General features: G+C 40.1%; 20 protein-coding genes and 1 pseudogene. 12 read left to right on the plus strand and 9 right to left on the minus strand.

Translation table 11 applies throughout. From position 1 onward, the window contains the following. Positions 1-241: 241 nt before the first annotated feature. From prfC to ACT3S9_RS03455, 4 genes are all read left to right on the plus strand, one after another. Complete coding sequence (prfC, locus tag ACT3S9_RS03440) at positions 242-1,825, plus strand: peptide chain release factor 3 (protein WP_441835052.1); 1,584 nt, start codon at positions 242-244, stop codon at positions 1,823-1,825. A 47-nt stretch (positions 1,826-1,872) separates the two neighbouring features. Beyond that, positions 1,873-3,615: an arginine--tRNA ligase gene (gene argS, locus ACT3S9_RS03445; RefSeq protein WP_441835051.1), complete on the plus strand. Its 1,743-nt coding sequence runs from the start codon at positions 1,873-1,875 to the stop codon at positions 3,613-3,615. Between the two features lie 321 nt (positions 3,616-3,936). Next, positions 3,937-4,575, plus strand: a complete 639-nt coding sequence (gene pdxH / locus ACT3S9_RS03450) for a pyridoxamine 5'-phosphate oxidase (RefSeq protein WP_441835050.1) — start codon at positions 3,937-3,939, stop codon at positions 4,573-4,575. A gap of 3 nt (positions 4,576-4,578) precedes the next feature. Then, complete coding sequence (locus tag ACT3S9_RS03455; RefSeq protein WP_441835049.1) at positions 4,579-5,364, plus strand: TatD family hydrolase; 786 nt, start codon at positions 4,579-4,581, stop codon at positions 5,362-5,364. Here the strand turns inward: ACT3S9_RS03455 and ACT3S9_RS03460 are convergent. Continuing rightward, positions 5,331-5,951, minus strand: a complete 621-nt coding sequence (locus ACT3S9_RS03460) for an AhpA/YtjB family protein (RefSeq protein WP_441835048.1) — start codon at positions 5,949-5,951, stop codon at positions 5,331-5,333. The genes ACT3S9_RS03455 and ACT3S9_RS03460 overlap by 34 nt on opposite strands. A gap of 131 nt (positions 5,952-6,082) precedes the next feature. On the opposite strand from ACT3S9_RS03460, the gene serB reads away from it, so the two are divergent. Further along, positions 6,083-7,099 (plus strand): phosphoserine phosphatase SerB, encoded by a 1,017-nt coding sequence (gene serB / locus ACT3S9_RS03465; RefSeq protein WP_441835047.1) that lies wholly within the window; start codon positions 6,083-6,085, stop codon positions 7,097-7,099. Here the strand turns inward: serB and ACT3S9_RS03470 are convergent. Then, positions 7,091-7,267, minus strand: a complete 177-nt coding sequence (locus ACT3S9_RS03470) for a hypothetical protein (RefSeq protein WP_441835046.1) — start codon at positions 7,265-7,267, stop codon at positions 7,091-7,093. The two genes, serB and ACT3S9_RS03470, sit on opposite strands and share 9 nt — an antisense overlap. Before the next feature lie 51 nt (positions 7,268-7,318). Further along, positions 7,319-7,607, minus strand: a pseudogene (locus tag ACT3S9_RS03475) (PilZ domain-containing protein); the annotation flags it as partial. 177 nt (positions 7,608-7,784) lie between these two features. Here ACT3S9_RS03475 and radA point away from each other — a divergent pair. After that, positions 7,785-9,170 (plus strand): DNA repair protein RadA, encoded by a 1,386-nt coding sequence (gene radA / locus ACT3S9_RS03480; RefSeq protein WP_441835045.1) that lies wholly within the window; start codon positions 7,785-7,787, stop codon positions 9,168-9,170. A gap of 54 nt (positions 9,171-9,224) precedes the next feature. Beyond that, complete coding sequence (locus ACT3S9_RS03485; RefSeq protein WP_441835044.1) at positions 9,225-10,157, plus strand: hypothetical protein; 933 nt, start codon at positions 9,225-9,227, stop codon at positions 10,155-10,157. Between the two features lie 405 nt (positions 10,158-10,562). Here the strand turns inward: ACT3S9_RS03485 and serA are convergent, their stop codons facing one another. The 5 genes from serA to ACT3S9_RS03510 all read right to left on the minus strand — a co-directional run bounded on the left by serA (position 10,563) and on the right by ACT3S9_RS03510 (position 15,093). After that, a complete protein-coding gene (serA, locus tag ACT3S9_RS03490; RefSeq protein ID WP_441835043.1) occupies positions 10,563-11,792 on the minus strand; it encodes a phosphoglycerate dehydrogenase in 1,230 nt (409 codons plus the stop codon). Positions 11,793-11,804: 12 nt separating this feature from the next. Continuing rightward, positions 11,805-12,458 (minus strand): ribose-5-phosphate isomerase RpiA, encoded by a 654-nt coding sequence (gene rpiA / locus ACT3S9_RS03495; protein WP_444750715.1) that lies wholly within the window; start codon positions 12,456-12,458, stop codon positions 11,805-11,807. A 31-nt stretch (positions 12,459-12,489) separates the two neighbouring features. Beyond that, entirely contained in the window at positions 12,490-13,086 is a 597-nt protein-coding gene (locus ACT3S9_RS03500) for a 5-formyltetrahydrofolate cyclo-ligase (RefSeq protein WP_441835041.1), read from the minus strand. 48 nt (positions 13,087-13,134) lie between these two features. Then, positions 13,135-13,464: a hypothetical protein gene (locus tag ACT3S9_RS03505; RefSeq protein ID WP_441835040.1), complete on the minus strand. Its 330-nt coding sequence runs from the start codon at positions 13,462-13,464 to the stop codon at positions 13,135-13,137. Positions 13,465-13,575: 111 nt separating this feature from the next. Further along, on the minus strand, positions 13,576-15,093 hold the full coding sequence (locus ACT3S9_RS03510) for a S10 family peptidase (protein WP_441835039.1): 1,518 nt from the start codon (positions 15,091-15,093) through the stop codon (positions 13,576-13,578). Positions 15,094-15,885: 792 nt separating this feature from the next. On the opposite strand from ACT3S9_RS03510, the gene ACT3S9_RS03515 reads away from it, so the two are divergent. From ACT3S9_RS03515 to ACT3S9_RS03535, 5 genes are all read left to right on the plus strand, one after another. Next, positions 15,886-16,224 (plus strand): P-II family nitrogen regulator, encoded by a 339-nt coding sequence (locus ACT3S9_RS03515; protein WP_169020707.1) that lies wholly within the window; start codon positions 15,886-15,888, stop codon positions 16,222-16,224. A 10-nt stretch (positions 16,225-16,234) separates the two neighbouring features. Then, complete coding sequence (locus ACT3S9_RS03520) at positions 16,235-17,464, plus strand: ammonium transporter (protein ID WP_441835038.1); 1,230 nt, start codon at positions 16,235-16,237, stop codon at positions 17,462-17,464. Between the two features lie 223 nt (positions 17,465-17,687). Further along, the gene (mrcB, locus tag ACT3S9_RS03525) at positions 17,688-20,003 is read left to right on the plus strand and encodes a penicillin-binding protein 1B (protein ID WP_441836595.1); all 2,316 of its coding nucleotides are present in this window, start codon (positions 17,688-17,690) and stop codon (positions 20,001-20,003) included. Between the two features lie 771 nt (positions 20,004-20,774). Continuing rightward, a complete protein-coding gene (locus tag ACT3S9_RS03530) occupies positions 20,775-23,687 on the plus strand; it encodes a TonB-dependent receptor domain-containing protein (RefSeq protein ID WP_444750716.1) in 2,913 nt (970 codons plus the stop codon). 58 nt (positions 23,688-23,745) lie between these two features. Next, on the plus strand, positions 23,746-24,009 hold the full coding sequence (locus tag ACT3S9_RS03535) for a hypothetical protein (protein WP_441835253.1): 264 nt from the start codon (positions 23,746-23,748) through the stop codon (positions 24,007-24,009). 143 nt (positions 24,010-24,152) lie between these two features. Here ACT3S9_RS03535 and hemL read toward each other — a convergent pair whose 3' ends face one another. Then, positions 24,153-25,433 carry a glutamate-1-semialdehyde 2,1-aminomutase gene (gene hemL / locus ACT3S9_RS03540; RefSeq protein ID WP_441835254.1) on the minus strand — a complete coding sequence of 427 codons (1,281 nt, stop codon included), beginning with the start codon at positions 25,431-25,433 and terminating at the stop codon, positions 24,153-24,155. Positions 25,434-25,467: the final 34 nt, after the last annotated feature.

The following is a 25,467-nucleotide window of genomic DNA, read 5'->3' on the forward strand; positions in this document are numbered from 1 at the left end:
GCGTAACCAATAAAATACACAAGCTTATGCTAGGCATGATGGATTTGGCTGAGATAGTATGTGCTTGTTAATTACTTGCAATTAATGCCTTGTCTAAATCGCTTTTAATTCCAACTGAAACTCGCATCTTGAGGCCGTTTGGGTATAATAAGCGCAATTCTATTTTATTTTTAAAGTGAGCTTGAATAGCTTATTAAAAAGCTATCTAAGCTGTACTTTGTTATGACTTAAAGCGGCTTACATGTCTAATTTATCTAGTGAAATTAATAAACGACGTACCTTTGCGATCATCTCGCATCCGGATGCGGGTAAAACCACCATTACCGAAAAAGTACTGTTATTCGGACAAGCGATTCAAAGGGCCGGTACTGTTAAAGGCCGTGGCTCTAAACAGCATGCAAAATCTGACTGGATGGAAATGGAAAAAGAGCGTGGTATATCGGTTACTACCTCGGTAATGCAGTTCCCGTATAACGATGCGCTTGTTAATTTGCTTGATACGCCAGGACACGAAGACTTTTCTGAAGATACATACCGTACGCTAACAGCGGTAGATTCGTGTTTAATGGTTATTGATGCAGCAAAGGGTGTTGAAGCTCGTACTCGTAAGTTAATGGAAGTAACACGGTTGCGTACGACTCCAATCGTTACCTTTATGAATAAGTGTGATCGCGATATTCGTGATCCAATGGAGCTGCTTGATGAAGTTGAAACAGAACTCAAAATTGCTTGTGCTCCTATTACTTGGCCAATTGGCTGTGGTAAAGAGTTTAAAGGTATTTATCATATTCACCGTGGTGAAACGATTTTATATAAAACCGGCCAAGGTCACTCGATTCAAGAAGTGCGTACCATTAAAGGACTTGATAACCCTGAGCTAGATGTAGCTATTGGTGATGAACTTGCTGCGCAGTTACGTGATGAATTAGAGCTGGTCATTGGTGCTTCTCATGAATTTGATTTAGAGCTATTTTTAGCTGGTGAATTATCGCCAGTTTACTTTGGTACTGCACTTGGTAACTTCGGTGTTGACCATGTACTTGATGGCTTAACTGAATGGGCGCCTACGCCGCTGCCGCGTGAAACAGAAGATCGCCAAGTTGTGGCAGACGAAGAAAACTTCACCGGTTTCGTATTTAAAATTCAAGCCAATATGGACCCTAAGCACCGCGACCGTATTGCTTTTATGCGCATTGTATCGGGTAAGTACAACCAAGGCATGAAGATGAATCATGTACGTATTGGTAAGCAAATTAGTATTTCTGATGCGGTTACTTTTATGGCAGGCGATCGTGAACGCACAGCTGGCGCCTATGCTGGTGATATTATAGGCTTACACAACCACGGTACGATTCAAATTGGTGATACCTTTACACAGGGTGAAAAGCTTAAATTTAGCGGTATTCCAAACTTTGCTCCAGAGCTATTCCGTCGTATTCGTTTGCGTGATCCCCTAAAACAAAAACAATTATTAAAAGGCTTAGTACAGCTTGCAGAGGAAGGTGCGGTACAAGTATTTAGACCGTTTATCAGCAATGACTTAATTGTAGGCGCTGTAGGTGTACTTCAGTTTGATGTGGTTGTAGCGCGCTTAAAAGCAGAATATAACGTTGATGCTATTTACGAAGGTATTAGTGTTAACACTGCACGCTGGGTAAGCAGTGATGATGTTAAGAAGCTTGAAGAGTTTAAACGCAAGTGTGAAAGTAATTTAGCGCTTGATGGTGGTGATAACCTAACGTATATCGCACCAAGTCGAGTTAATTTAAACTTATCGATAGAGCGTTACCCAGATATTAAGTTTAGCCATACTCGCGAAAACTAAGCCCAAATTTAAGTGCCCGCAAAGTGGGCGATAAAGGTAATTTTACAATGAATATCCGTACTCTTTTAATCGAAAAAGCCATCGCAGCAATGACTGTTGCAGGCTTACCTGAAGGCACTAATCCTGCTGTTACACAAAGTACTCGCCCGCAATTTGGTGATTATCAAATTAATGGCGCGATGGGCGCTGCTAAAAAAATGAAATCAAACCCGCGAGAGCTTGCAAAAAAAATTATTGATAACCTCGATGTGAGCGATATTGCAGACAAAACTGAAATAGCCGGTCCTGGTTTTATCAATATTCATTTAAAGCCTGAGTTTTTAGCGCAAAGCTTAAAAGCGGCTAACCAAGACGAAAAATTGGCTGTTGCAGAACATGCAAAACCGCAAAAAGTAGTGGTTGATTACTCATCACCAAATCTTGCTAAAGAAATGCATGTAGGCCACTTACGCTCAACCATAATTGGTGATGCGGTTGTACGCGCCCTTGAGTTTAGGGGGGATACTGTTATTCGTCAAAATCACATGGGCGACTGGGGTACTCAGTTTGGTATGTTGATTGCGCATTTGGAAGATCAAATTAATCAAGGTGTAGATTTAGAAGCGGTTGCATTAGCTGATTTGGAAACCTTTTATCGTGATGCTAAAACACGTTTTGATGACGAAGAAGGCTTTGCCGATAAAGCGCGTAACTACGTAGTAAAACTACAAGGTGGCGATGCGCACTGTGAAAAGTTATGGAAGCTATTTATTGCCACTTCAGTTAAGCATTCTGAAGAAGTATATAAGCGCTTAAATGTAACGCTTACATCAGCCGACATTATGGCTGAAAGCGCTTATAACAGCGAGCTTAACGATATTATTGCTTTATTAAAAGATAAAGATATTGCCGTTGAATCACAAGGCGCCCAAGTGGTGTTTTTAGATGAGTTGGCTAACAAAGATGGCGAGCCATCGGCGTTTATTGTGCAAAAATCCGGTGGTGGCTTTTTATATGCAACTACTGATTTAGCAGCCTGTGATTACCGTTCAAATAAACTCGGTGCTCAGCGAATTTTAATTTTTGTTGATGCACGTCAAAGTCTGCACTTTAATCAAGTAGAGCTTACAGCACGTAAAGCTGGTTTGTTACGCGAGCAAACAAGTTACGAATTTTGCCCGTTTGGTACCATGATGGGGGAAGATGGTAAGCCGTTTAAAACCCGTACCGGCGGTACAGTAAAATTAGCAGACTTACTTGAAGAGTCAATCACCCGCGCCGCAGCAAAATTAGCACTGCGTGAATCAGATATGAGCGAAGAAGAATGCAGTGAAATAGCCCGTAAAGTAGGTATTGGCGCGGTTAAATACGCAGATTTATCAAAAAATCGCACCAGTGACTACATTTTTAACTGGGATAGTATGCTGAGCTTTGAAGGCGCTACAGCCCCTTATTTACAGTATGCATATACGCGTGTGCGCAGCATTTTCCGTAAATCAGGTATTGATGCAAGCGCTTTTGATGCCGATGTTTCCATTGCAGAACCACAAGAAAAAGCACTCGCATTAAAGCTTCTACAACTAGAAGAAGTGCTTGATCAAATGATCAATGAGGCCACTCCGCATGTGTTATGTAGCTACCTATATGAGCTAGCAAGTCTTTACATGACATTCTACGAAGCATGCCCAGTGCTTAAAGATGATGTAGAGCCAAGCGTACGTGACAGCCGTTTAGTGCTGTGTAATTTAGTGTCTAAAACATTAGAAACGGGGTTGGATCTACTTGGCATAGAAGTCATGGAGCAAATGTAACCACCGTCGTATTTTAACCTAATATTGCGTTGTCAAACCGACTGACCCTAATCACATACAACACGTATGCTCATAGGGATAAGTCGGTTTTCCGCCTTGTTTTAGGCTAAACTACTTAGGTGGACTCTGCTGCGTGTAGTTCGCTTTAGCTGCGTTGATAAAATTATTTAGCCTAAGTTACATACAAACCGTATGCTCCTAGGTAAAATAACTTTATTGCCTTGCTAGCATTTCTACACTTACAGATAATTTTAGGTGCAAGTGACACTGAGTGTGATTAAGTAATTTTATAGTTGATTGCTTATAAAGAAGGATTTGATTATGAAACTTGAAGATATTCGCCGCGAATACTTACAAGATGGTTTATCTGAGGAGATGCTCAATGATTCTCCTTTTAAGCAGTTTTCAACTTGGCTTGAGCAGGCTGTAACAGCTCAATTACCTGATCCTACAGCGATGGTAGTGGCGACGGTTGATGAAACTGGGCAGCCTTCACAGCGGATCGTGTTATTAAAACACCTTGATGATCAAGGTTTTGTTTTTTTTACTAATACTGGCTCACGTAAAGCGCAAGAGCTTAAAGGTAACAATAAAGTTTCATTGCACTTTCCATGGCATACCATGGAGCGCCAAGTTATTGTTTATGGTGAAGCTAAACCATTACCTACTAAAGCGGTGGCTAAGTACTTTTTATCGCGCCCTAAAGAAAGCCAATTGGCTGCGTGGGCATCAGCGCAGAGCCGGCCCGTTTCATCACGCAAAGTGCTGATGGAAACTTTTGCTAAAATGAAGCAAAAGTTCTCAGAGGGTGAAATCCCATTACCCGATTTTTGGGGCGGTTATTGTGTTGTACCTACTAAAATAGAATTTTGGCAGGGCGGTGCGCACCGTTTGCATGACCGTTTTATGTATCAACGTCATGCCGAAAAAAATTGGACTGTTGCGCGGTTAAATCCATAAACTGTGTTTATTGACTCTCATTGTCACCTCGACTTTTCAGAGTTTGATGATACCCGTCAGCAGCTTATCAGCCAGTGTCATCAAACAGATATTAAGTATTTTATTGTGCCGGGCGTTAGCTTGGCACAATCTAAAAAATTAATATCCTTTGCTAAAATTTATCCAAGCGTACGAATTAGCGCAGGGTTACATCCCTACTTTTTATCAGAACACCTAGAAAACCAAAAAAACGATCACTTACTTGAGCTTAGTGACTTCGCTCATAGTAACAAAATGCACTTAATTGCCATTGGTGAGTGTGGACTTGATCGCAGTGTTGATCATCTTGAAAAACAAACCCGGTTATTTGAAGGGCAAATAGAACTTGCTAATCAACTTGCGCTGCCGCTTATTGTTCACCATCGGCAAAGCCATGATTTGATTGCTCAGTCATTTAAGCGCTGTAAGCCTAAGATGGGCGGCGTTATTCATGCTTTTTCAGGGTCGATGCAACAAGCAGAGTATTATATTAAGCAAGGGTTTAAGTTAGGCGTTGGAGGCGTGATCACTTATCAACGAGCACAAAAAACACGTCAAGTTATTGCTCAACTAGGTGTAGAGCATTTAATGCTTGAGACTGATGCTCCTTCGATGCCGCTGGCTGGCTTCCAAGGGAAAATAAACACCCCACTGCAGATACAGCAGGTGTTTGCAGTACTTTGCCAGCTAAAGCAATTAAGTGATGAGCAAGCTAAAGCAAAGCTTGCTGAACAGCTTTATGATTCATGCTCTGAGGTTTTTCGCATATAACGATTAACTTGCCAGCGCTTTAAACCACTCCCTAGTTGCCATGTAAATATACAGGTGATCACCAACATTAATAATACTTGGCGGCCTAAATCATGGAAGTGACTGTGACTATCAGCTATCGCTGCCCGTGTTAAGTAAGTAACGCTTACAAAGCCTAGCGGGCGTTCATTATCACTAAAAACAGGTTCTATAAATGGCGTTTTGAGTTTACTTATTCCTGGCGTTGAATTAGGCAATTTGCCAAGGACATGGTGCGGCTGCCAATTATCACTATTGGCAATAAGTGCGCCTTGTTGGTCATAAACCGTGGCTGATAATACATATTTATCTTTACTTATATTATTACATAGCTGGTTTAATGCCGGTTTGTTCTTATCTTGTAACAAGGAAGTGGCATTAAGCGCCATTAAACGGGTTAAGCTTTTTGCTGTGTTGTCGGCATTATCATAAAGTAATTGGTGACTTTGAAAGCTGCTATTAATGGCAACCCAGGTAAGCAATAAAAAACACCCAGCGGCGACACCTAAGCGCACTAAACGTCTTCTTTGTGATGCTGAAATTGGGTTTTTAATATGTTTATTTTTCATAGTCACCGCTTGAGCTGCTGACAGCTTTTGCATTTGATGTTACAACTAAGCTAACTATAACCTTAAATCCCCCTCAATGGCGAATTAACTGTCATTTATTGGCGGGGTTGAGTCTTTTATTTGGAGTTATTATGTCTGAGGAGTGCTTAACCTCTTCACCTGTGTCTCTTGCTACGCTTGAAAAAGGGCAGTGGTTCACACTTAACAAAGATGGTGTCAGAGAAAGTACGCAGGTGCCAGTGAGCGGTGAAGGTGTTTTCAGCGTGGCATTTGGCGGCAAGCTTAGTGAGCAATTGATAACTCAAGCGCTTGAGTTTTTTACACAGCATAAACATGATGTTACTCAGTTATGTTATTACCAAGCTGACTTAGCTCTTGCTCCGGCACTTTGCTTTTATAGCCCAAATGCCAGCGGCGCAATTAACCCGCTAATATTAAAAACCTTTAGTGAAACACAAGGTTACCAATTAGTGCAACTAAGCACTTTGCCAAGCTTAAATGAGCCTGGCTTATTGGTAATGGATATGGACTCAACGGCAATCACAATCGAGTGTATTGATGAAATAGCGCGCCTTGCAAACGTATATGATGAAGTCGCTAGTGTCACCGCTGAGGCAATGGCGGGTAAGCTTGATTTTAGCCAAAGTTTACACCAGCGTGTGGCAAAGCTTAGCGGTATTGAGCAAAGTTTGATTAATGAATTAAAACAAAGCTTACCGCTAATGCCAGGTATCAAAGCACTTTGCCAAGTACTTAAACAGCATAATTGGTATTTAGCGATTGCCTCTGGCGGTTTTGTACCTTTTGCTGAGCGCGTGCAGGAGTTAATAGGTTTAGATGAGGTGCACGCAAATGAACTTGAATTTTCAGACAATAAACTAACCGGGAAGGTGCTGGGCACAATTGTGGATGCCCAGCAAAAAGCCAAAGTGCTCAAGCAGCTTCAACAGCAGCTAAATTTACCTAGCTCGCAAACTGTTGCGATTGGCGATGGCGCTAATGACTTAGTGATGATGTCGCAAGCGGGCTTAGGTGTTGCTGTGCATGGCAAACCTAAAGTAGTTGAGCAGGCCACCGCAGCAATATGCCAAGGTTCATTACTACAACTACTGTACTTATTGACTATTCCACATATGAAATCAGCGTAGTCGTTTTAAGCAACTTTGTTTGCGTTTATTTATTCTGGTGATTAACTTAGGTTCTAAGTCTAAATGAATAAGCGCTTCTTGAGTTATATCAATCATATCTCCCACCTCGGTTACAAACCATAGTGCTTCTTCAACGTCTTTTGCCTTGTGATGCGCGTACTGGCTCACGTATTTTAGTTCATTTGATAAGTAGTCAGTATCAGGTCTATCGGTGCGTCAAATGTATATTTGCATAGCAAATACTAAGTCAGCTTTGTGCGCTTTTTTAATAAATAAAGTTTGTGGCTCATAGGCATCACCGTCGGTACAGCGGCTTTTTATGGCTTCTCCAATAGTGTTTTTGCGAGGATCGAAACGGGGAGAAATAACGTAAGTAAACTCGGCGCATCTTGGCGGCTTATATCCTTAATAACAGGTGTGCAGCCTCTTTGTGAAGGTAAAACGGAAACTGACAAACGCTTTTGGTTACCATATTGCGCAGCGCCGTAGATAGGCCTGGTACTTTTGGTAATACTCGATTGTGGTGCTCAATTTTGGCGCTGGCAAGGATAATATTATGCAAACAAGATTATCGAATAGAAATTGTTTATAATCGTCTTTTACGTTTCTCCTTTTAAGCCAGTCGTTGGCAGGTAAGTGGTGAAGCTGCTTATATTCGTTAATCCTATAGGTAAGGTTTTCAGTAATGGCAAAGGCGTCAAAAATCGAGTTTGTTTGCACCGAATGTGGTATGAATTACCAGCGTTGGCAAGGGCAGTGTAAGTGCGGAGCTTGGAATACGTTAGCTGAATTTAAACCCGGTGCCGGGCAAAGTAAATCGGTTGCTAGTCGTGCTGCTGTTGCAGGTTATGCTGGTAACGCGGGGGGGGGGTCTAAAAAAATAAATGATGTACACACTACTGAAGCAGAAAAAAACCTTACCGGTATTGGCGAACTAGACCGCGTTTTAAGCGGCGGCGTAACAACAGGCTCTGTCAATATTATTTCAGGCGATCCGGGAGCGGGTAAAACCACTTTGTTGTCAGACTTAGTTGCCAGAATGTCACAAACAACTCCGTCTCTTTATTGCACCGCAGAAGAGTCACTATCGCAGTTTAAAAACCGGGTAAACCGTTTAAAGCTTGATTATAACCCTGAACAGCTATACCTACTTTCTGAAACTAGCGTCGAAAGCATTGTTGAAGAATTAGATAAAAATCAAATTAAGTTTGCAGTTATCGACTCAATTCAAGCCGTGGTTACTGAAAATGCTAACGGGACACCGGGGTCACCTTCACAAGTAAAAAGTGCGGCGCAAGCGCTTACGCAATATTGTAAACAAAACAATGTCACCATGTTTTTGATTGCACATGTAAATAAAAATAATGAGATTGCAGGGCCCCAGACTCTTGTTCATATTGTTGATGCGTTATTACATATTGATACCAATGATGGCCAAATACGTACACTCAGAGCGAATAAAAACCGGTTCGGTGATATTGATACCGTGGGTATTTTTAGAATGTGCGAAAAAGGTATGTTGAGTGTAGATAACCCCAGTGAAATATTTCTATCTGGCTCTACTACTGAGTCACCCGGCTCAGCAATTACCTGTATTCGTAAAGGTAACCGCAACTTATTATTAGAAATACAATGCTTAACAACCGAAACCGAGGCGGAATTTCCACAGAGAGTGTGTGTGGGGCTTAATATGAATCGGATTAAAATGTTGACGGGTATTTTACGTAAGCACACAAAAACTAAGATTTTCCATGATACTTTTTTTAATATTGTCGGAGGCTTAAAAATTGATGAGTCTGAAACTTGTATTGATTTAGCCCTAGTTAGCGCACTACTAAGCAGCTTAAATGAATTTGTAGTATCACGTACTACCTGCATTATGGGCGAGCTTAGTTTAAATGGTGACGTGCGGCCTATTGACAGTGGTGTACCGCGAGTGAAAGAAGCGGCGCAACACGGCTTTACTGAAATTTTTATTCCATATCGTAATTATCATAAGTCAATGGAAGGGCTGGGGGCTAAAATTACTCCAGTAAAAACGGTGCATGAGTTGTTATCATTGATTAACTAGTCACGTAGTTGTTATGATTGGTGCTATTTAGCCGTATTAAAATAAGGAAATAACATGAATAAATTATTAATAGTGACAGCTGTTGTAGTGGCCGCTGGTATAGGAGGCGTGGGCTATGCTAATCATACAGTCACACAAAAGGTGCAAAAAGAAGTTGATCATCAATTAGAGATGTTTACTAAGCAAACTGGCGTCACAACTCATTATGACGATATCAGCGCAAGTATATTTAATAGTGGTGTTGAGTTTTCAGGTATTTCGTTTATTAGCTCAAATGATCAGCCAATGGCAACGGTAGAGCGTATAGAAATGAGCGGTTATGAGCCGAATAAAATAGCTGAACACACTGAAGTAGCCGTTGAAGCATTTAAGTTTAGTGAAGAGTTTATTGCTCAATTACCACAAGGTTCAAATAATAAATTAGCAAAAGCAACTTATGACCTGTCTAGCTTAATGGATTATGATGAAGAATCAGGTGGCATAGAGCTGGCAGTCAATGTTAATGCTAATGATATTGCTGATGTACAATTTGATCTAGGTGTCACTAAAGCAACTGCATTAATGAATGCGTCGCTTAAAGCAGCTGAAATGCAACAATCTTCAGGCCAAGAAATTAGCATGCAACAACAGCTACAAATTCAAACTCTAGTGATGCAGGCTATGAATGAACTTGAACTACGTTCAATTAATTTAAATATCAATAATGAAGGGCAACTAAAACCTGTCGTTGAAGAAGCGCTTAATAAACAAGGTTTAACTTTTGAACAAATGCAACAGCTGGTTGCACAAGAGTTGCAACAAATTGCCGTTAGTGAAGACTTACGCAAAGCCATGACAGAGTTTAGCTCAGGGCTTAACTCATTCAGCATATCGGCTAGCTTACCAGAAGGGCAAACCATGACCCAAGTAAACCAACAGGTTATGACGCTTATGGGGCAACCTGAGGAACTCGCCAAGTTCATAAATCTAAAAGTGAAAGGTGAATAATTAGAGCGAGAAGTTGTCTTGTCTGGTTTGCTACTTCTAATAAAGTCGCGCAAGGCAACATGCTCTAGAATAAGGTTCTTAGGTAACTTCATGGCTTAAGCCATTTCCTACAAGTCACTTAAATCTCAAAGCGCGGGTTGATTTCGCGTTTTTTATTGAGCTTTACCAGTTTAATGTTTCAAGATGAAGGTTAAAAACAGCTAGTAGCTCGCCGTTGGTTTATTTAAACGCAGCGAGTTTTAACGAAAAGAAACTTATCAAATAATATCAGTGTTTTGGATTAGGTCGCTTCATCTTGCATTTGCGATCTTACTTAAAGTTATAACTTTTTTAAAGCCCAAGAAAAAGCCGTGCTTTGTCAAAAGTACGGCTTAATTTTGTAACTTGTAACTTGTAACTCAGATCTTAGTGCAATATACGAGCTCTAACCGTACCATCAACTGCGCTTAATTCTTTAAGTGCAACTTCAGATTGGTCGGTATCGACATCGATTACTACATAACCAATTGCTTCGTCGGTTTGTAAGTACTGAGCGGCGATGTTGATGCCATGCTGAGCAAACGCTTGGTTAATTTGCGTTAATACACCTGGGCGGTTGTGATGCACGTGTAGTAAGCGGCTGCGATTGGCAAGCTCTGGCAGTGATACTTCAGGGAAGTTAACGGCGGTAATCGTTGAGCCGTTATCTGAGTATTTAGCAAGCTTTCCTGCTACTTCAATACCTATATTTGCTTGTGCTTCTTGAGTTGAACCACCAATGTGCGGAGTTAAAATGACGTTGTCGAATTCACGAAGTGGTGAAACAAACTCTTCATCGTTTGATTTTGGTTCAACTGGGAATACATCAATAGCTGCACCGCTGATTTTTTTATCACGTAATGACTCTGCCAATGCGTCAATATCAACCACGGTACCGCGTGATGCGTTGATGAGAATAGCGCCTTGTTTCATTACTTCAAGTTCAGCTGTACCAATTAAGTTTTTAGTTTGTGGTGTCTCTGGCACGTGTAAACTAATTATATCAGCACGTTGTAAAAGTTGAGTCAGGTTATGTACTTGGGTTGCATTTCCTAGGCTAAGCTTGTCTTCAATGTCATAAAACTCGACATTCATGCCAATATTTTCTGCCATAATGCTTAGCTGAATACCAATATGACCATAACCGACTATACCTAAAGTTTTACCACGAGCTTCAAATGAACCATTAGCTGACTTTAACCAGTTGCCACGGTGCGCCATGGCATTACGCTTGGGAATACCACGAAGTAGCAATAGTATTTCACCGAGTACTAATTCGGCCACTGAGCGGGTATTAGAGAATGGTGCATTAAATACCGCAATACCACGTTCGCGAGCTGCGTTTAAATTGACTTGATTAGTACCAATACAAAAACAACCCACAGCGACAAGTTTCTCAGCGGCTTCTAGTACGGCTTCATTTATATTAGTACGAGAACGAAGGCCTACAAAATGCACGTCTTTTATGCGCTCAATCAGCTCTTCTTCAGGTAGAGAGGTTTTTACGTAATCAATATTACTATAGCCATTACGTTTTAGTGTTTCAACTGCGCTTTGGTGAACCCCTTCAAGCAAGAGAATTTTAATTTTGTCTTTTGCTAACGATACCTTACTCATATCCTCATCCTATTACTTTATTTGTGGACCATTTTTGGTGCCTATAATGACTTTATCTGCATTGCGATGAGCAAATAAGCCGTTGGTTACTACGCCAACAATTTGATTTATTGTTAATTCAAGCTGTTTGGCATCTTTAATTGCTAAGTTATATACGTCTAAAATCACATTACCGTTATCGGTTATTACGCCTTGGCGGTAAACCGGGTCACCACCGAGTTTTAATAGCTCACGAGCAACATAGCTGCGCGCCATTGGAATGACCTCTACGGGTAGTGGGAACTCACCTAATGTATCTACTAGCTTGGTGTCATCAACAATACATATAAACTGTTTGGCCACTGCGGCAACAATTTTTTCACGGGTTAGTGCGGCGCCACCGCCTTTGATCATATCGTTGCTTTGGTTTATTTCATCAGCGCCATCAACGTATACATCTAAAGTGCTAACATCATTGAGCTCAAATACTTCAATCCCTAGGCCTTTTAGCTTTTTAGTAGAAGCTTCTGAACTTGAAACTGCGCCCTTAATTGTGTCTTTAATTGACCCTAGTGCGTCAATAAAGTGATTTACCGTAGAGCCTGTGCCAACACCGACGATGGTGTTGTCTGTTACAAACTCAAGTGCTGCCCATGCAGCGGCTTTTTTTAATTCGTCTTGCGTCATAATATTATGCTCAATTAGTAAGAGAAACGGCTTACCAGTGAAAAACTTTCTCTGGGGTGATTATGCATTTTAATGGCACATCCCATGATTCAATAGGGAGTTTAGGTACTTGTTGGCATTGATGTGCAAGGCCAATAAGTTGCGGTTGGTGCCAATTTTCTTGGTAATAGTTCGCCAAGGTTTTATCGTAAAATCCACCTCCCATACCGAGTCGGTTACCATCTTTATCAAATGCGACTAAGGGCATAAGTAGATAATCAAGTTTAGGTAATGGGCATATTTGACTGCAATTCAACTTAGGCTCAAAGATACCATAGCGGTTTGCTTTCATGGGTGAATTTTCTTCATAGCGCTGAAATAGTAAAGTAGTGCCATTGAAGGGATGAATAATAGGGAGGTTAAGGGTGTGACCTAATGACCAAAGTTCTTTAATTAACAGTGATGTATCTATTTCAGAGTCATTGCTAAAATAAACTCCTATCTGACAGTTTTGGCTGGCTTTTGCATGCTTTAAGTGTTGAGTAAAATTCAACTTAAGCTGTTTGGCTGCAAATTCTTGTTCGTTTTTTGACAGGGAATTACGTGCTTTACGTAGTTTTTGCCTAATTTGTGCTCTGCTGTTTATCATTGATAAATACTTTCGGTGGATTTTTAGCTATCAAGAAAAGAAAATAAGTCAGGAAGTAGAAACGATAACCCCAGTAAGTGGGTCGTTATCTTGCCAGTGATGTTGATCATCACGGGCTTTATTATCTTCGCTGCTTGTAGACTCCGCAACGGTGTTATTAACTGATTGTAGTTTACTTTTGATACCTAGGCTTACCAATAGTTTGGTGTGCTTTAATGCTTTGTTTTTTTCATAGGGTGCGAACAGTGATTTACCCTGTAACAAGCCGGTTACCTTTTGTGGCTGAGTTTTTAGTTTTTCACTTAGTGTTTTTATCACCTCTGCTTGCTCTACTTGTCCGCTAAGCCCAGAAAACATAACACGAAATTTTTCAGCCATAGTTCACCTAAAACAATTATTATGAACAATAAGTATATTAGTATAAGCCTATAACTAGTTAAAAAAAAGCCCGCTTGTGCGGGCTTTTAGCATTAACTTTAAGTACTTAGCTTAGTACTTAGCTGCTTGGCCTTCTTTAGGTAATGATTGCATGATGAAATTACGTAAATCATTGTTAGATGATTCTAAATCAGCGTGTCGTAAATACATCATGTGCCCACTGCGGTAGCCTTTAAAGCTTAAACGGTCACGCATTTTCCCACTAGGGTCAAGTTGCCAAAGCGTGTATTTAGCGTCAAAGTAATTGGTAGCACCATCGTAGTAACCTGACTGGATCATTACGTTTAAGTATGGGTTTTGTGCCATGGCTAAACGTAAGTTTTCACCTGTTTCATTGCCACTACGATCCCATGGGTGAACGTTACCAAATAAATTATATTTAACATCAGTTTTGTAATTAAGTTCTTCACGTAAATAATGGTTTATTGCTGGGGTAAATGAGTGTAACCATGAAGTAAGCTCTGCCCAGTAATCAGGTGATTCGCCAGCATCGCGCTTATCAATACCTAAATAACGCGAATCTAAACGGCCTATCATTTGACCGCGGTCGCGTAGTAACTCTTTCCAGAAAAAGTTTGTCGGTATATCTAAATTATTTTGGCTCACAAACTGTTCAGAAACGCCTGCATATTTAGCCATTTGTTTAATTATTTGACGTTTTTCATCAGCACCAATAAAACCACCTTTAGCAATAGCAGGAATTAGTTTATTTACAGTAAACTCTTCAACCTCAGGAAGTAATTCGTCGAGATCTTTAGCTTGTAAATCTGCGCTTAATGCTTTGTGGTACCAGGCGGTTGCAGCAAAGTAAGGCAAGCGGTTAGCGGCTTTTACTGGACCGTCACGTTTGATGCCGATATCGGTGGGAGACACCAATACCACGCCATTAATATACATCCACTGGCGGTTTTGTAATTCATGAGCTAAGCCTGAAACACGGGTTGTACCGTAGCTTTCACCAATTAAAAACTTAGGTGAACGCCAACGTTCATTACGATTTACAAAGGTGTTTAACCATTCTGCAAGATATTTTATATCGGCCTTAACACCAAAAAACATTTTCTTTTGCGCGTCTTTGCTTGGTAATTCACCTTCGCTGTTCTCAAGCACACGAGAGTAGCCTGTATTAACTGGGTTCACATAGACAATATCGGCGACATCTAAAATTGAGTAAGGGTTGTCTTTAACGCCGTAGGGTTGCACCGGATAGCCTTCGTCATCAATTTTTAATACTCGTGGGCCAGTATAAGCAAGATGCATCCATACAGATGCAGAGCCCGGGCCACCATTAAAAGAAATAACGAGTGGGCGTTTTGTGCGGTCGTCTACTTTGTCGCGTTTATAATAAGTGTATTGTAGGGTAGCAACGGCATCGCCTTTATCATCCCATACAGGTTGTGTACCCGTGGCGACAGTGTATGAAAAGCGTTCGTCATTAATACGTGCTTTGTGTTCGGTAACAACTTTACTATCTACATCTATACGGCGTTGGTTATCTGCACTGGCAAGAGTGCAAAAAGTTAAGCTTACGGTAACTAATGATAAGCTAATAATTTTACTTAGCGTCATAGGTGATCCTTAAAAAGAGTTTCAGCTATTAAAATAAATTTTTAGGTAAATAACAAACTAATGAGACTAGTTACAAATCTATGAGATGAAGTCGATAAATAGTCTGTATGCTAGCAAAATTATTGCTTACTAATTATGCAATGCCGACTATGGATAGTTTTTAGCTCGTTGAAAGTGTGCGTAAATTTTGTGGCCTCAATGATTTATCTGCACTTTTAATTAAATATAGTGCTATGACACTTTAACGACACCGTTTATGAACGAAGAGTTTTGTTATCGAGTAATTCCACGAGAAGGGGGATTACTCGATAATAAATAACCTTATTAATACGTAATTCGTTTTAGGGCTTTAAAATTTACCTGCGTTAGCGGTGAAACGTTTGTTTGGAGCTTAACAATGTTGCATTGTTAGTGCCTCATAAAGTTTTAGAAAAGTTTAGGTTATGGTTATCTGATCATGTGTTCGAAATTAATGCTCAACCACTCTCTATTACGATGAGTGTTGGCTTATATGCATTTTCATTGTGTGAGTTTCGATACCATGTACCTTGCTGATAAAGCGCTGTATCAGGCGTAGCACCATAACCGCGGTGGTATGGTCAGTGGTGATTCAGTCTTTTGCACCAGTACAGATAAGATGCAAAAAAAACGCACCAAAACAGTGCGTTTTTTTAGTTTTTAATCTGCCTTATTAGTTTAAGTTCATGTAATTAAATAAAAATAAATATTGGCACAAAGGTTGGATTATCTAGCACCAAGCAGGATAACAATAAGCGTCCGAAGGGGGCCACTATGAAAATGATTAGTGCAATAATAAAGCCATTCAAACTTGATGATGTGCGAGAAGCACTGGCTGATTTAGGCATAGAGGGGATGACTGTTGTCGATGTGAAAGGCTTTGGCCGTCAGCGTGGGCATACCGAGTTATATCGTGGGGCTGAATACCAAGTCGATTTTATTCCAAAAATTAAACTTGAAATTGCAACGCGCACAGAAAATTGTCAGCGCGTGGTTGAAACCATCACCAAAATAGCGTCAACAGGAAAAATAGGTGACGGAAAAATATTCGTTTATGACTTAGATCAAATCATCCGTATTCGTACCGGTGAATTAGACGAAGAAGCAATTTAAGGGGGAATTTATGGAAAACACAATAATAGAACTAAAGTTTTCGCTCGATACATTTTACTTTTTAATGTCGGGTGTATTGGTAATGTGGATGGCAGCAGGTTTTTCGATGCTAGAAGCAGGCTTAGTTAGAGCTAAAAATACCACTGAAATACTAACTAAAAACGTGGCGTTATTTTCAATTGCTTGCACCATGTTCTTATTAGTAGGTTACAACATTATGTATGTAGATAACACTGAAGGCGGCTTTATTCCTTCGTTTGGTGCACTAATAGGCACTCAATCTGAAGGTGCTGATCATTCTCTTGAATCTGATTTCTTCTTTCAAGTAGTATTTGTGGCAACAGCGATGTCGATTGTATCTGGAGCTGTCGCTGAGCGAATGAAGTTATGGGCATTTTTAGCCTTTACTGTAGTAATGACGGGCTTTATTTACCCTATTGAAGGATATTGGACATGGGGCGGCGGCTTCCTATCTGAAATGGGTTTTGTTGATTTTGCAGGCTCGTCTATTGTACATGGAGCTGGTGCTGCAGCGGCGCTTGCGGGGGTATTATTCCTAGGTGCTCGTAAAGGTAAATACGGCAAAAATGGTGAAATCTATCCAATACCGGGCTCAAATTTACCACTTGCTACTTTAGGTACGCTTATTCTATGGATGGGCTGGTTCGGCTTCAACGGTGGCTCGCAGTTATTAATCTCTGATGCTGAGAATGCGACAGCGGTGGGTAAAATATTTTTAAACACTAATGCTGCTGCTGCGTGTGGTGCAATAGCATCACTGTTCTTATGTAAAATTTTATGGGGGAAAGCTGATTTAACAATGGTATTAAATGGTGCGCTTGCTGGCTTAGTTGTTATTACTGCAGAACCGGCATCACCAACGCCATTGATGGCTTGTTTGTGTGGCCTATTGGGTGGCGCATTAGTTATCTTCAGCATTGTCACCTTAGATAAGCTTAAAATTGATGATCCGGTGGGCGCTATTTCAGTGCATGGTGTGTGTGGCTCATTAGGTATTATGCTAGTACCAATTTCGAATTCAGAGGCAAACTTTATGACTCAGTTAATCGGTTTAGTTTGTATTTTAGGCTTCGTATTTATCGCTTCTTCAATCGTGTGGGCTGTACTTAAGAAAACCGTGGGTATTCGCGTTACAGAAGATGAAGAGTTAAGTGGTATGGATCAGCATGACTGCGGTATCGATGCTTACCCTGAGTTTGTATCTGTACGTAGTAACTAAGGTTACTAAAAAGTCAAAAATCATTGTGTGTTCAAATAAAGCTCTACCTAGGTAGAGCTTTTTTGCACCTACATTTTATTAGGTTTACCTTTCTCCTATCTTCAGTGATCTTACTACTTTGCCTGTGTTCGCATTAAGTTTCAGTGACGGTTAATTTTTCAGGTGCTATTATCATCTGCTCGTGCCTGTAAAATTAACTTATGGAAATAAATAGCAAAAATAAATGGCTGATAAAAAAAGTACTCCTAAAAAGAAAACACCTGCAAAGCGTGGTTCAAAACGTAGTGCGAAACCATCTTCAAAGAAAAGTATGGCAAAACCCAGTTTATTACGCCGTAGTTGGTCCATTTTTTGGAAGTTGAGTCTAGCGGGTATTATTGCTATGGCGCTTTATCTTATTTATCTGGATGCTCGCATCACTCGCCAATTTGAAGGTAATAAATGGCAATTACCTGCGCAAGTTTATGCTCGATCGATGAGTTTTTCACCGGGGCAGTTTTTATCTCGCCAAGAAGTGATTTGGGAGTTGGATCGTTTAAATTACTCCGTGGTCAATAAAATAAGCCGTACAGGACAATATGAAGTTGCAAAAAATAGTATAAAAATTTATCGCCGCGATTTTGAGTTTTATGATGGTCTAGAAGACGCTCACATTATTGAACTACGTTTTGCTGGGCAGAAAGTTGCCACTATTAAAGACAAATTTGGCCGAAGATTGAATACCGCACGACTAGAGCCTGTACAAATAGCCCGAATTGGTAATGACTCAAAACAAGATCGTGAATTTGTACCTTTAGATAAGTTTCCGCCAATGCTAAGAGATACGTTATTAGTTGTTGAAGATCAAGATTTTTATCAGCACCATGGCGTGTCTGTTTGGTCTATTATGCGTGCTTTATATAGTAATATTAAAGCGGGTAGAACAGTACAAGGCGGAAGTACATTAACTCAACAATTGGCAAAAAATATTTATCTTACTCGTGAGCGGACACTCTCTCGTAAGATCAATGAAGCTCTTATCGCACTGATACTCGATTACCGCTATTCTAAAGACCAAATTCTCGAAGCTTATTTAAATGAAGTTTACCTTGGTCAGTCATATAACCAAGGTGTGCATGGCATGGGTTTAGCCGCCGATTTTTACTTTTCTAAGCCGGTTGATGAATTAGAGTACGACCAAATAGCCATGCTGGTGGCTATGGTTAAAGGGCCATCTTATTACAATCCGCGTCGCTATCCTGAGCGCACCATGGAGCGTCGTGATTTAGTGCTGCGTTTAATGGCTGAAAATCAGCTTATTGATACTCGCGAATATCGAGCGTCGTTAAAACGCCCGATTGCGATTGCTAAAATGAAAGATAGCTTACAAAAATCATACCCTGGTTATTTAGAACTCGTAAATCGCGAACTTAAAAAGTTATTACCGGATCAAAAAGTGCTTGATGCAGGGGTGCGCGTATTTACTTACTTTGATCTTCAAAAACAAGCGGCTATGGAAGACTCGATTGTAAAAAGTCTTCCTTATTTAGAAAGACGCGCTGCAACTGATAAGTTGGAAGCGGCGATGATTTCCGTAAATGTTAAAAAGGGCGGTGTATCGGCATTGGTTGCAGGGCGTGACCCGCGATACTTTGGCTATAATCGCGTGTTAGACACTAAACGTAATATTGGCTCACTAGTTAAACCTGCGGTTTATTTAACCGCGCTTGAGTCACCTGAATTTAACTTGGCCACCCAAGTAGATGATTCCCCAGTACAAGTTACTAATGAACAAGGGAAGATATGGCAGCCAGAGAATTTTGATCATCAATTTCGTGGCATGATGCCGTTATATAAAGCATTTAGTCAAAGCATAAATATTCCGGCGGTTAATACAGGTTTAGATATAGGTGTAGAAAAGGTGATAAATACTTTGCAGCGCTTAGGTGCAAAGCAATCTATTCCTGCATATCCTTCTATTTTGTTAGGTGCGATTGAAATGTCGAGCTTCGATGTGGCGCAGTTATATACTACGCTTGCCGCTGATGGAAAATACCGTGAACTGACCGCTATTTCAGCGCTGACCGACTCTGTGGGTAAGGTGCTTTATAAGCACCAAGTGCAACCGCAAGCCCGCTTTGATGAAGCCGCTATGTATATGACTAAATACACAATGAAACGAGTAACTAAAGATGGCACTGCAAAACGTTTGAACGCGCACTTTCCATCAATTCAATTAGCAGGCAAAACTGGTACCAGTAACGATTTACGTGATAGCTGGTTTGCAGGTTTTGATCAAAATACCGTGACAGTTGCTTGGCTTGGTCGAGATGATAATAAAAGTACTGGACTTACCGGTAGTGTCGGTGCATTGGAAGCTTATATTCGTTATCTAAAGCCACTTAATCCAGAGGCGATTGCAGATACGCGTCCGCCATCAATTCGCTGGGCATTTGTTAATGAAGAAACTGGCCTACAAGCCCCCCCTGGCTGCGGTAAAGTGATACAGTTACCGCTAAGAGCTAGCGAATTTAAACCACGGCCAAGTTGTCAGAAGTGATAAATGAATTATCAATAATGCAGTTACATTTATTATAGCTGCATTATTTTGTCTAAGCTTTATTTATGAGTTTACGCTTAAAGTGATATGTTCGTTTTTCTGATGATGAGGAGTATGTAAACCAATTTTATTAAAGATATGGATTTTTTCTAACGAATTAAAGAACCTTTAGCGGCGTTAAAAAGCTCTTTACGTATGACTGTATATGAAAAAAGTAGATCAATGCAGAAGCGATTGTTGAGAAAGACTATATGTCATCATTTTAGCGCTGTTATTGGGCTATTTCCTAGTTTCATTTCCTAGTTTCAATAATCGATCGCTAATTCTATGTGTTTGATATAAAAGCCTATATTTTTTATAAATGTGTAAAGTTTAACCTTTAACGCAATTAACTTCCCTTCCTTTACTTGTTAGATCTTATTATATCAAGATTGAATTTAACTAAGTTTACTTCTTGCTCCAAAGCTACAAAATTATAGTGGTATTGCATTTAACTCACCCATTAAAATTACCTTATTAAATAGTAGCATGAGATATAGCTACTGCTTTGTAACTAACTAAATAGTGCAATTAGTTTGAAGTGAGCGACTGTTTATTATTAAAGCAGTGATATTGGACTTTTAAAAATTATTAATAGCTTTTTAGTATTGATTTATATACAGATATTAAAATCTGTTCCTTATTTGACGATTGCTATATTGACGGATTCTTGTTCAAAAGCTAATGTTAATTATGTAATAATAATGTTAATAAAGTTAATGGGGAATAAAAATGAAGCAATCATCTCTCTGTCGTGCAATTAAGCTTTCTATATTTGCAAGCTCTGTTGCGGCATCAAGTTATATACCACTTAGCGTAGCAGCAGAAGAAGAAGAAGGCGCTACAGAAACGGTAGAACGAATAGAAGTCACTGGTTCACGCATTAAACGTTCTGCTATGGTTGGCGCAAGTCCTGTTACTACAGTAACTTCTGAAGATATAAAAGTTGCAGGTATTACTCGCGTTGAAGATCTATTGAATGACTTACCTGCAGTGTTTGCAGGTCAAACATCGGGCACTGCAAATGGAGCGACAGGTACCGCAACAGTTGATTTACGGAACTTAGGCGCATCACGTACACTTGTACTTATTAATGGCCGACGTATGCCTTCAGGTTCGCCTTCTGCAGGCGGGATTAGTGCTGATGTTAATCAAATCCCAGCTGCATTAATTGAGAGAGTAGACGTATTAACAGGTGGTTCATCAGCTACTTATGGTTCAGATGCTGTTGCAGGTGTAGTTAACTTTATACTCAAAGATGATTTTGAAGGTTTTCAATTCGAATATCAAGGCAGTATGTATCAGCATAGTAATGACCATGGAGATATGCGTAGAGCGTTGGATGAATCTGGTTTTGAAGCGCCAGAAACAAATGTTACAGATGGTAATACCCATGATTTTTCGGTATTACTAGGGGTTAATTCTGCAGATGGGCGTGGCAATTTAACGGCTTATGCAACACTACGTGAAGTTGATGCAGTTACACAAAATAACCGTGATTATAGTGCTTGTGCAATGGATATTAATAGCGATGGCGAACGAGTGTGTGCAGGATCTAGTACAATACCTACAGGTAGGTTTACTGACTTTGATACATTTGATTTGACAACCGATGGAAATACATTTGTAGATCGTGATGGCTTACTTTATAACTACGGGCCGCTTAACTACTTTCAACGTCCTGATACTCGTAAAACTTTTGGTGTTACAGGGCATTATGATTTGAGCGACTCTCATACTGTATATACAGAAATGAGTTATATGGATGATAGAACTGTAGCGCAAATTGCCCCTTCAGGTTCTTTCTTTAATTCGCCTGTTAATGTTCAGTGTAATAACCCTTTTTTATCGGAGCAACAATATAATAAATTATGTGTAACTCAAGGTTTAGGGGTAGATGATTCTGTTTCTATGTTTGTGGGAAAACGTAATGTAGAAGGGGGGGCTAGACAAGATGACTTACGCCATACTTCCTCTCGCTTTGTGTTGGGTATTAGAGGCGAAATAAACGATGATTGGACGTATGATGCATTTATGAACTTTGGTTCTGTTGCTTATATTCAAACTTATCAGAATGATTTATCAATTACACGTATTGGGCGTGCACTGCAAGCTGTCGAAGATGGTGACGGCAATATAGTATGTCAGTCAGTTGTTGATGGATCAGATCCCTCTTGTGTACCTTGGAATGTATTCAACCCTAGTCAAATAGATCAAAGCCAGTTAGATTATTTAACTATCCCACTTTACTCTCGAGGAGATACAAAGACTAAACAATTAAGCGGCTATGTTACTGGTGATTTAACTGATGCTGGCGTGGTTGTTCCTGGTACATCAACAGGTGTAGGTGTTGTGTTTGGTCTTGAGCATCGTAAGGAGTACCTAACCTTAAATCCCGATAGTAACTTTACATCTGGAGATGGTGCTGGCCAAGGCGGACCAACGAGCGGCGTGACTGGTGAATTTGATGTGAGTGAATTTTTTACAGAATTAAACATTCCGCTTATAGAAGATACTTCATATGCTGAGTATATTACCTTAGAGCTTGCTTATAGATACTCAGACTACTCTACTGATAAGCAAACTGACACCTATAAAACAGCCTTTGATGTGCGCTTTAATGAACAGGTGGGCTTAAGAGCGAGTTATCAACGAGCGGTACGAGCAGGTAATGTTCGTGATTTATTTAGACCATCAGGAATCGGGCTATTTAACTGGGAAGACCCATGTGGAGCTGGTGCAGAGAATCCACTTACACAAGAACAATGTGCTAGAACCGGTATTACTGCAAATCAGTATGGTTCAAATGCACTAATAAATGATGCAGGACAATATAATTCTGTTACAGGTGGTAATCCTGACTTATCACCCGAAAAATCAGACACCTACTCATTTGGCCTTTTATTGTCACCAATTGATAACCTAGATATCGCTATTGATTATTTTAACATAACAGTAAATGATGCTATCCAAGCGATACCTGAAGCAACAATTCATAATGAATGTGCTGTTAATGGCAATGATGAGTTTTGTGATTTAATTAATCGGGACCCAAGTACAGGTTCGTTATGGATCGGTAGTAATGCCATTACAGCAACAGATATTAACATTGGTAAAGTTGAAACTGCAGGGGTAGATTTTGATATTTCATATCGCTATTCACTTGATGATTTAGGTGCTATGCGCTTTACGTTAATAGGTACGTGGCTGGATACATATTCGGTTCAAAATTTACCTGGCGGTGATACGGATGATTGTGTAGGTTATTGGGATCGTGCTGTTTGTGGTGCGCCGATGCCTGAGTTACGTACAAATTTAAGTGCAACATGGATAACGCCATGGGATGCAAACATAACTGCTAAAGTACGCTATTTTGGTGATGCCGATGAATATACACGTAATCAACAAAATGAAGTTGTAGCTGGGCCAACATCGCTTAATGCACAAACATATTTTGATTTGGCAGGTAGTTGGAACGTGGCCTCTGATATTAGTTTAAGAGCGGGTATTAATAATGTATTTGATGTCACCCCGCCACTAATACCTAACGGCCCATCAGGTATTGCTAATGGTAATATTTTCCCGGGTTCGTATGATGCACTAGGGCGCTATTTATTTGCAGGTTTTACTTATAGCTTTAATTAATAGTTAAATAATAAAGCCAAACAGAGTGATCTGTTTGGCTTTATTTTATAGGAATAAAATGAAAAGTATTATATTACTCAGCATGTCTTTAATTCTTTGTGGGTGTACTACCTCCCAAGATAAAGTGGCAGCTGAGTCATCAAATATAGAGACTGAAGTAGTCAGAAGTGCAAGTGGGTATAAATGCGAGCAAGAGATTATTACAGGCACTAAGTTCAAAAAAAAGCGCTGTCGTACAAGTGAACAAATCAAAAGAGATGAAGCTCAAGCTAAAGAAATGTTAAGATCTCAAAGAAGCTCTGCGGGCTCCCAGAATGATTAAACATTACTGTTATCTCGGTGTCTTTAAGTATAAATATTTAGGTGGTGAGTCATAGCTTGCTATGTGTTTTCTTTGATACTGTTTGTATATAAAAAAAGCCCTTTCGGGCTTTTTTTATATCTATGTTTTAATTAGTTTGCCGATTAAAGTTTAGCAAATGCGCGTTTAGCGGCGGCAATAGTGTCGCTAATTTCTTGTTCAGAGTGCTCTGAGCAAACAAAACCAGCTTCAAACGAAGAAGGTGCTAAATATACACCTTCTTCAAGCATTAAATGGAAGAATTTTTTAAAGCGCTCTAGATCACACTGCGTAGCTTGTTGGTAAGTAGTTACTTTTTCTTGTTCAGTGAAGAAAAAGCCATACATACCGCCCGCGTAGTTTGTGGTAAGTGGTATACCGGCTTCTTTTGCTCCCGCCTCAAAGCCTTCACATAAGGCTTTTGATTTTGCTTCAAGATCGTCATGTAAGTTAGTTTGTTCAATTAACTCTAAGGCTTTTAGGCCGGCAGCCATTGCGATTGGGTTGCCTGACAAGGTACCTGCTTGATAAACCGGGCCTACAGGGGCAATATAATCCATTATTTCAATTTTACCGCCAAATGCACCAACAGGCATTCCACCGCCAATAACTTTACCTAAACAGGTTAAATCTGGGGTGATGTTGTAATAAGATTGTGCACCGCCAAGAGCTACGCGAAAGCCGGTCATTACTTCATCAAAAATAAGTACTGATTTGTACTCATCACAGACTGCCCGCAAGCCCTCTAAGAAACCTTCAACAGGGGGAATACAGTTCATGTTACCGGCAACGGGTTCAACAATGATACAGGCGATTTCGTCTGCGTACTTTTCAAAAATAGCTTTTACTTCATCAAGATTATTAAACGATACTGTTAGCGTATGTTTAGCAAAGTCCTCAGGGATCCCCGGTGAATTTGGCACGCCCATAGTCAGTGCGCCAGAACCAGCTTTAACAAGTAATGAGTCAGCGTGGCCGTGGTAGCAACCTTCAAATTTTAAAATTTTGTCTCGGCCGGTAAAGCCACGTGCTAAACGAATTGCACTCATTGTTGCTTCAGTGCCAGAGTTTACCATGCGGACTTTTTCAATTGATGGTACGAGTTGCTTTACTTTCTCAGCCATGAAAGTTTCTGTTTCAGTTGGTGCGCCATAGCTTAGGCCGTTTTCAACTGCTTCAAGTACAGCTTGTTTAATAGCAGGGTGATTATGGCCCATGATCATTGGCCCCCACGAGCCTACATAATCAATATAACGATTACCATCTGCATCAAATGTGAACGGCCCTTGTGCTTTAGTGATAAATAAAGGTGTGCCGCCAACTCCATTAAAAGCACGAACCGGTGAGTTTACGCCACCTGGAATTGAAGCTTGGGCGCGGTCAAATAAATCTTGGCTAATAGTCATGAAAAATCCTATTGAGTTGTCATGTTTAAATTAA

It is taken from the genome of Pseudoalteromonas sp. AOP31-A2-14 (assembly GCF_052378035.1).
In the GTDB taxonomy this organism is placed as follows: Bacteria; Pseudomonadota; Gammaproteobacteria; order Enterobacterales; family Alteromonadaceae; genus Pseudoalteromonas.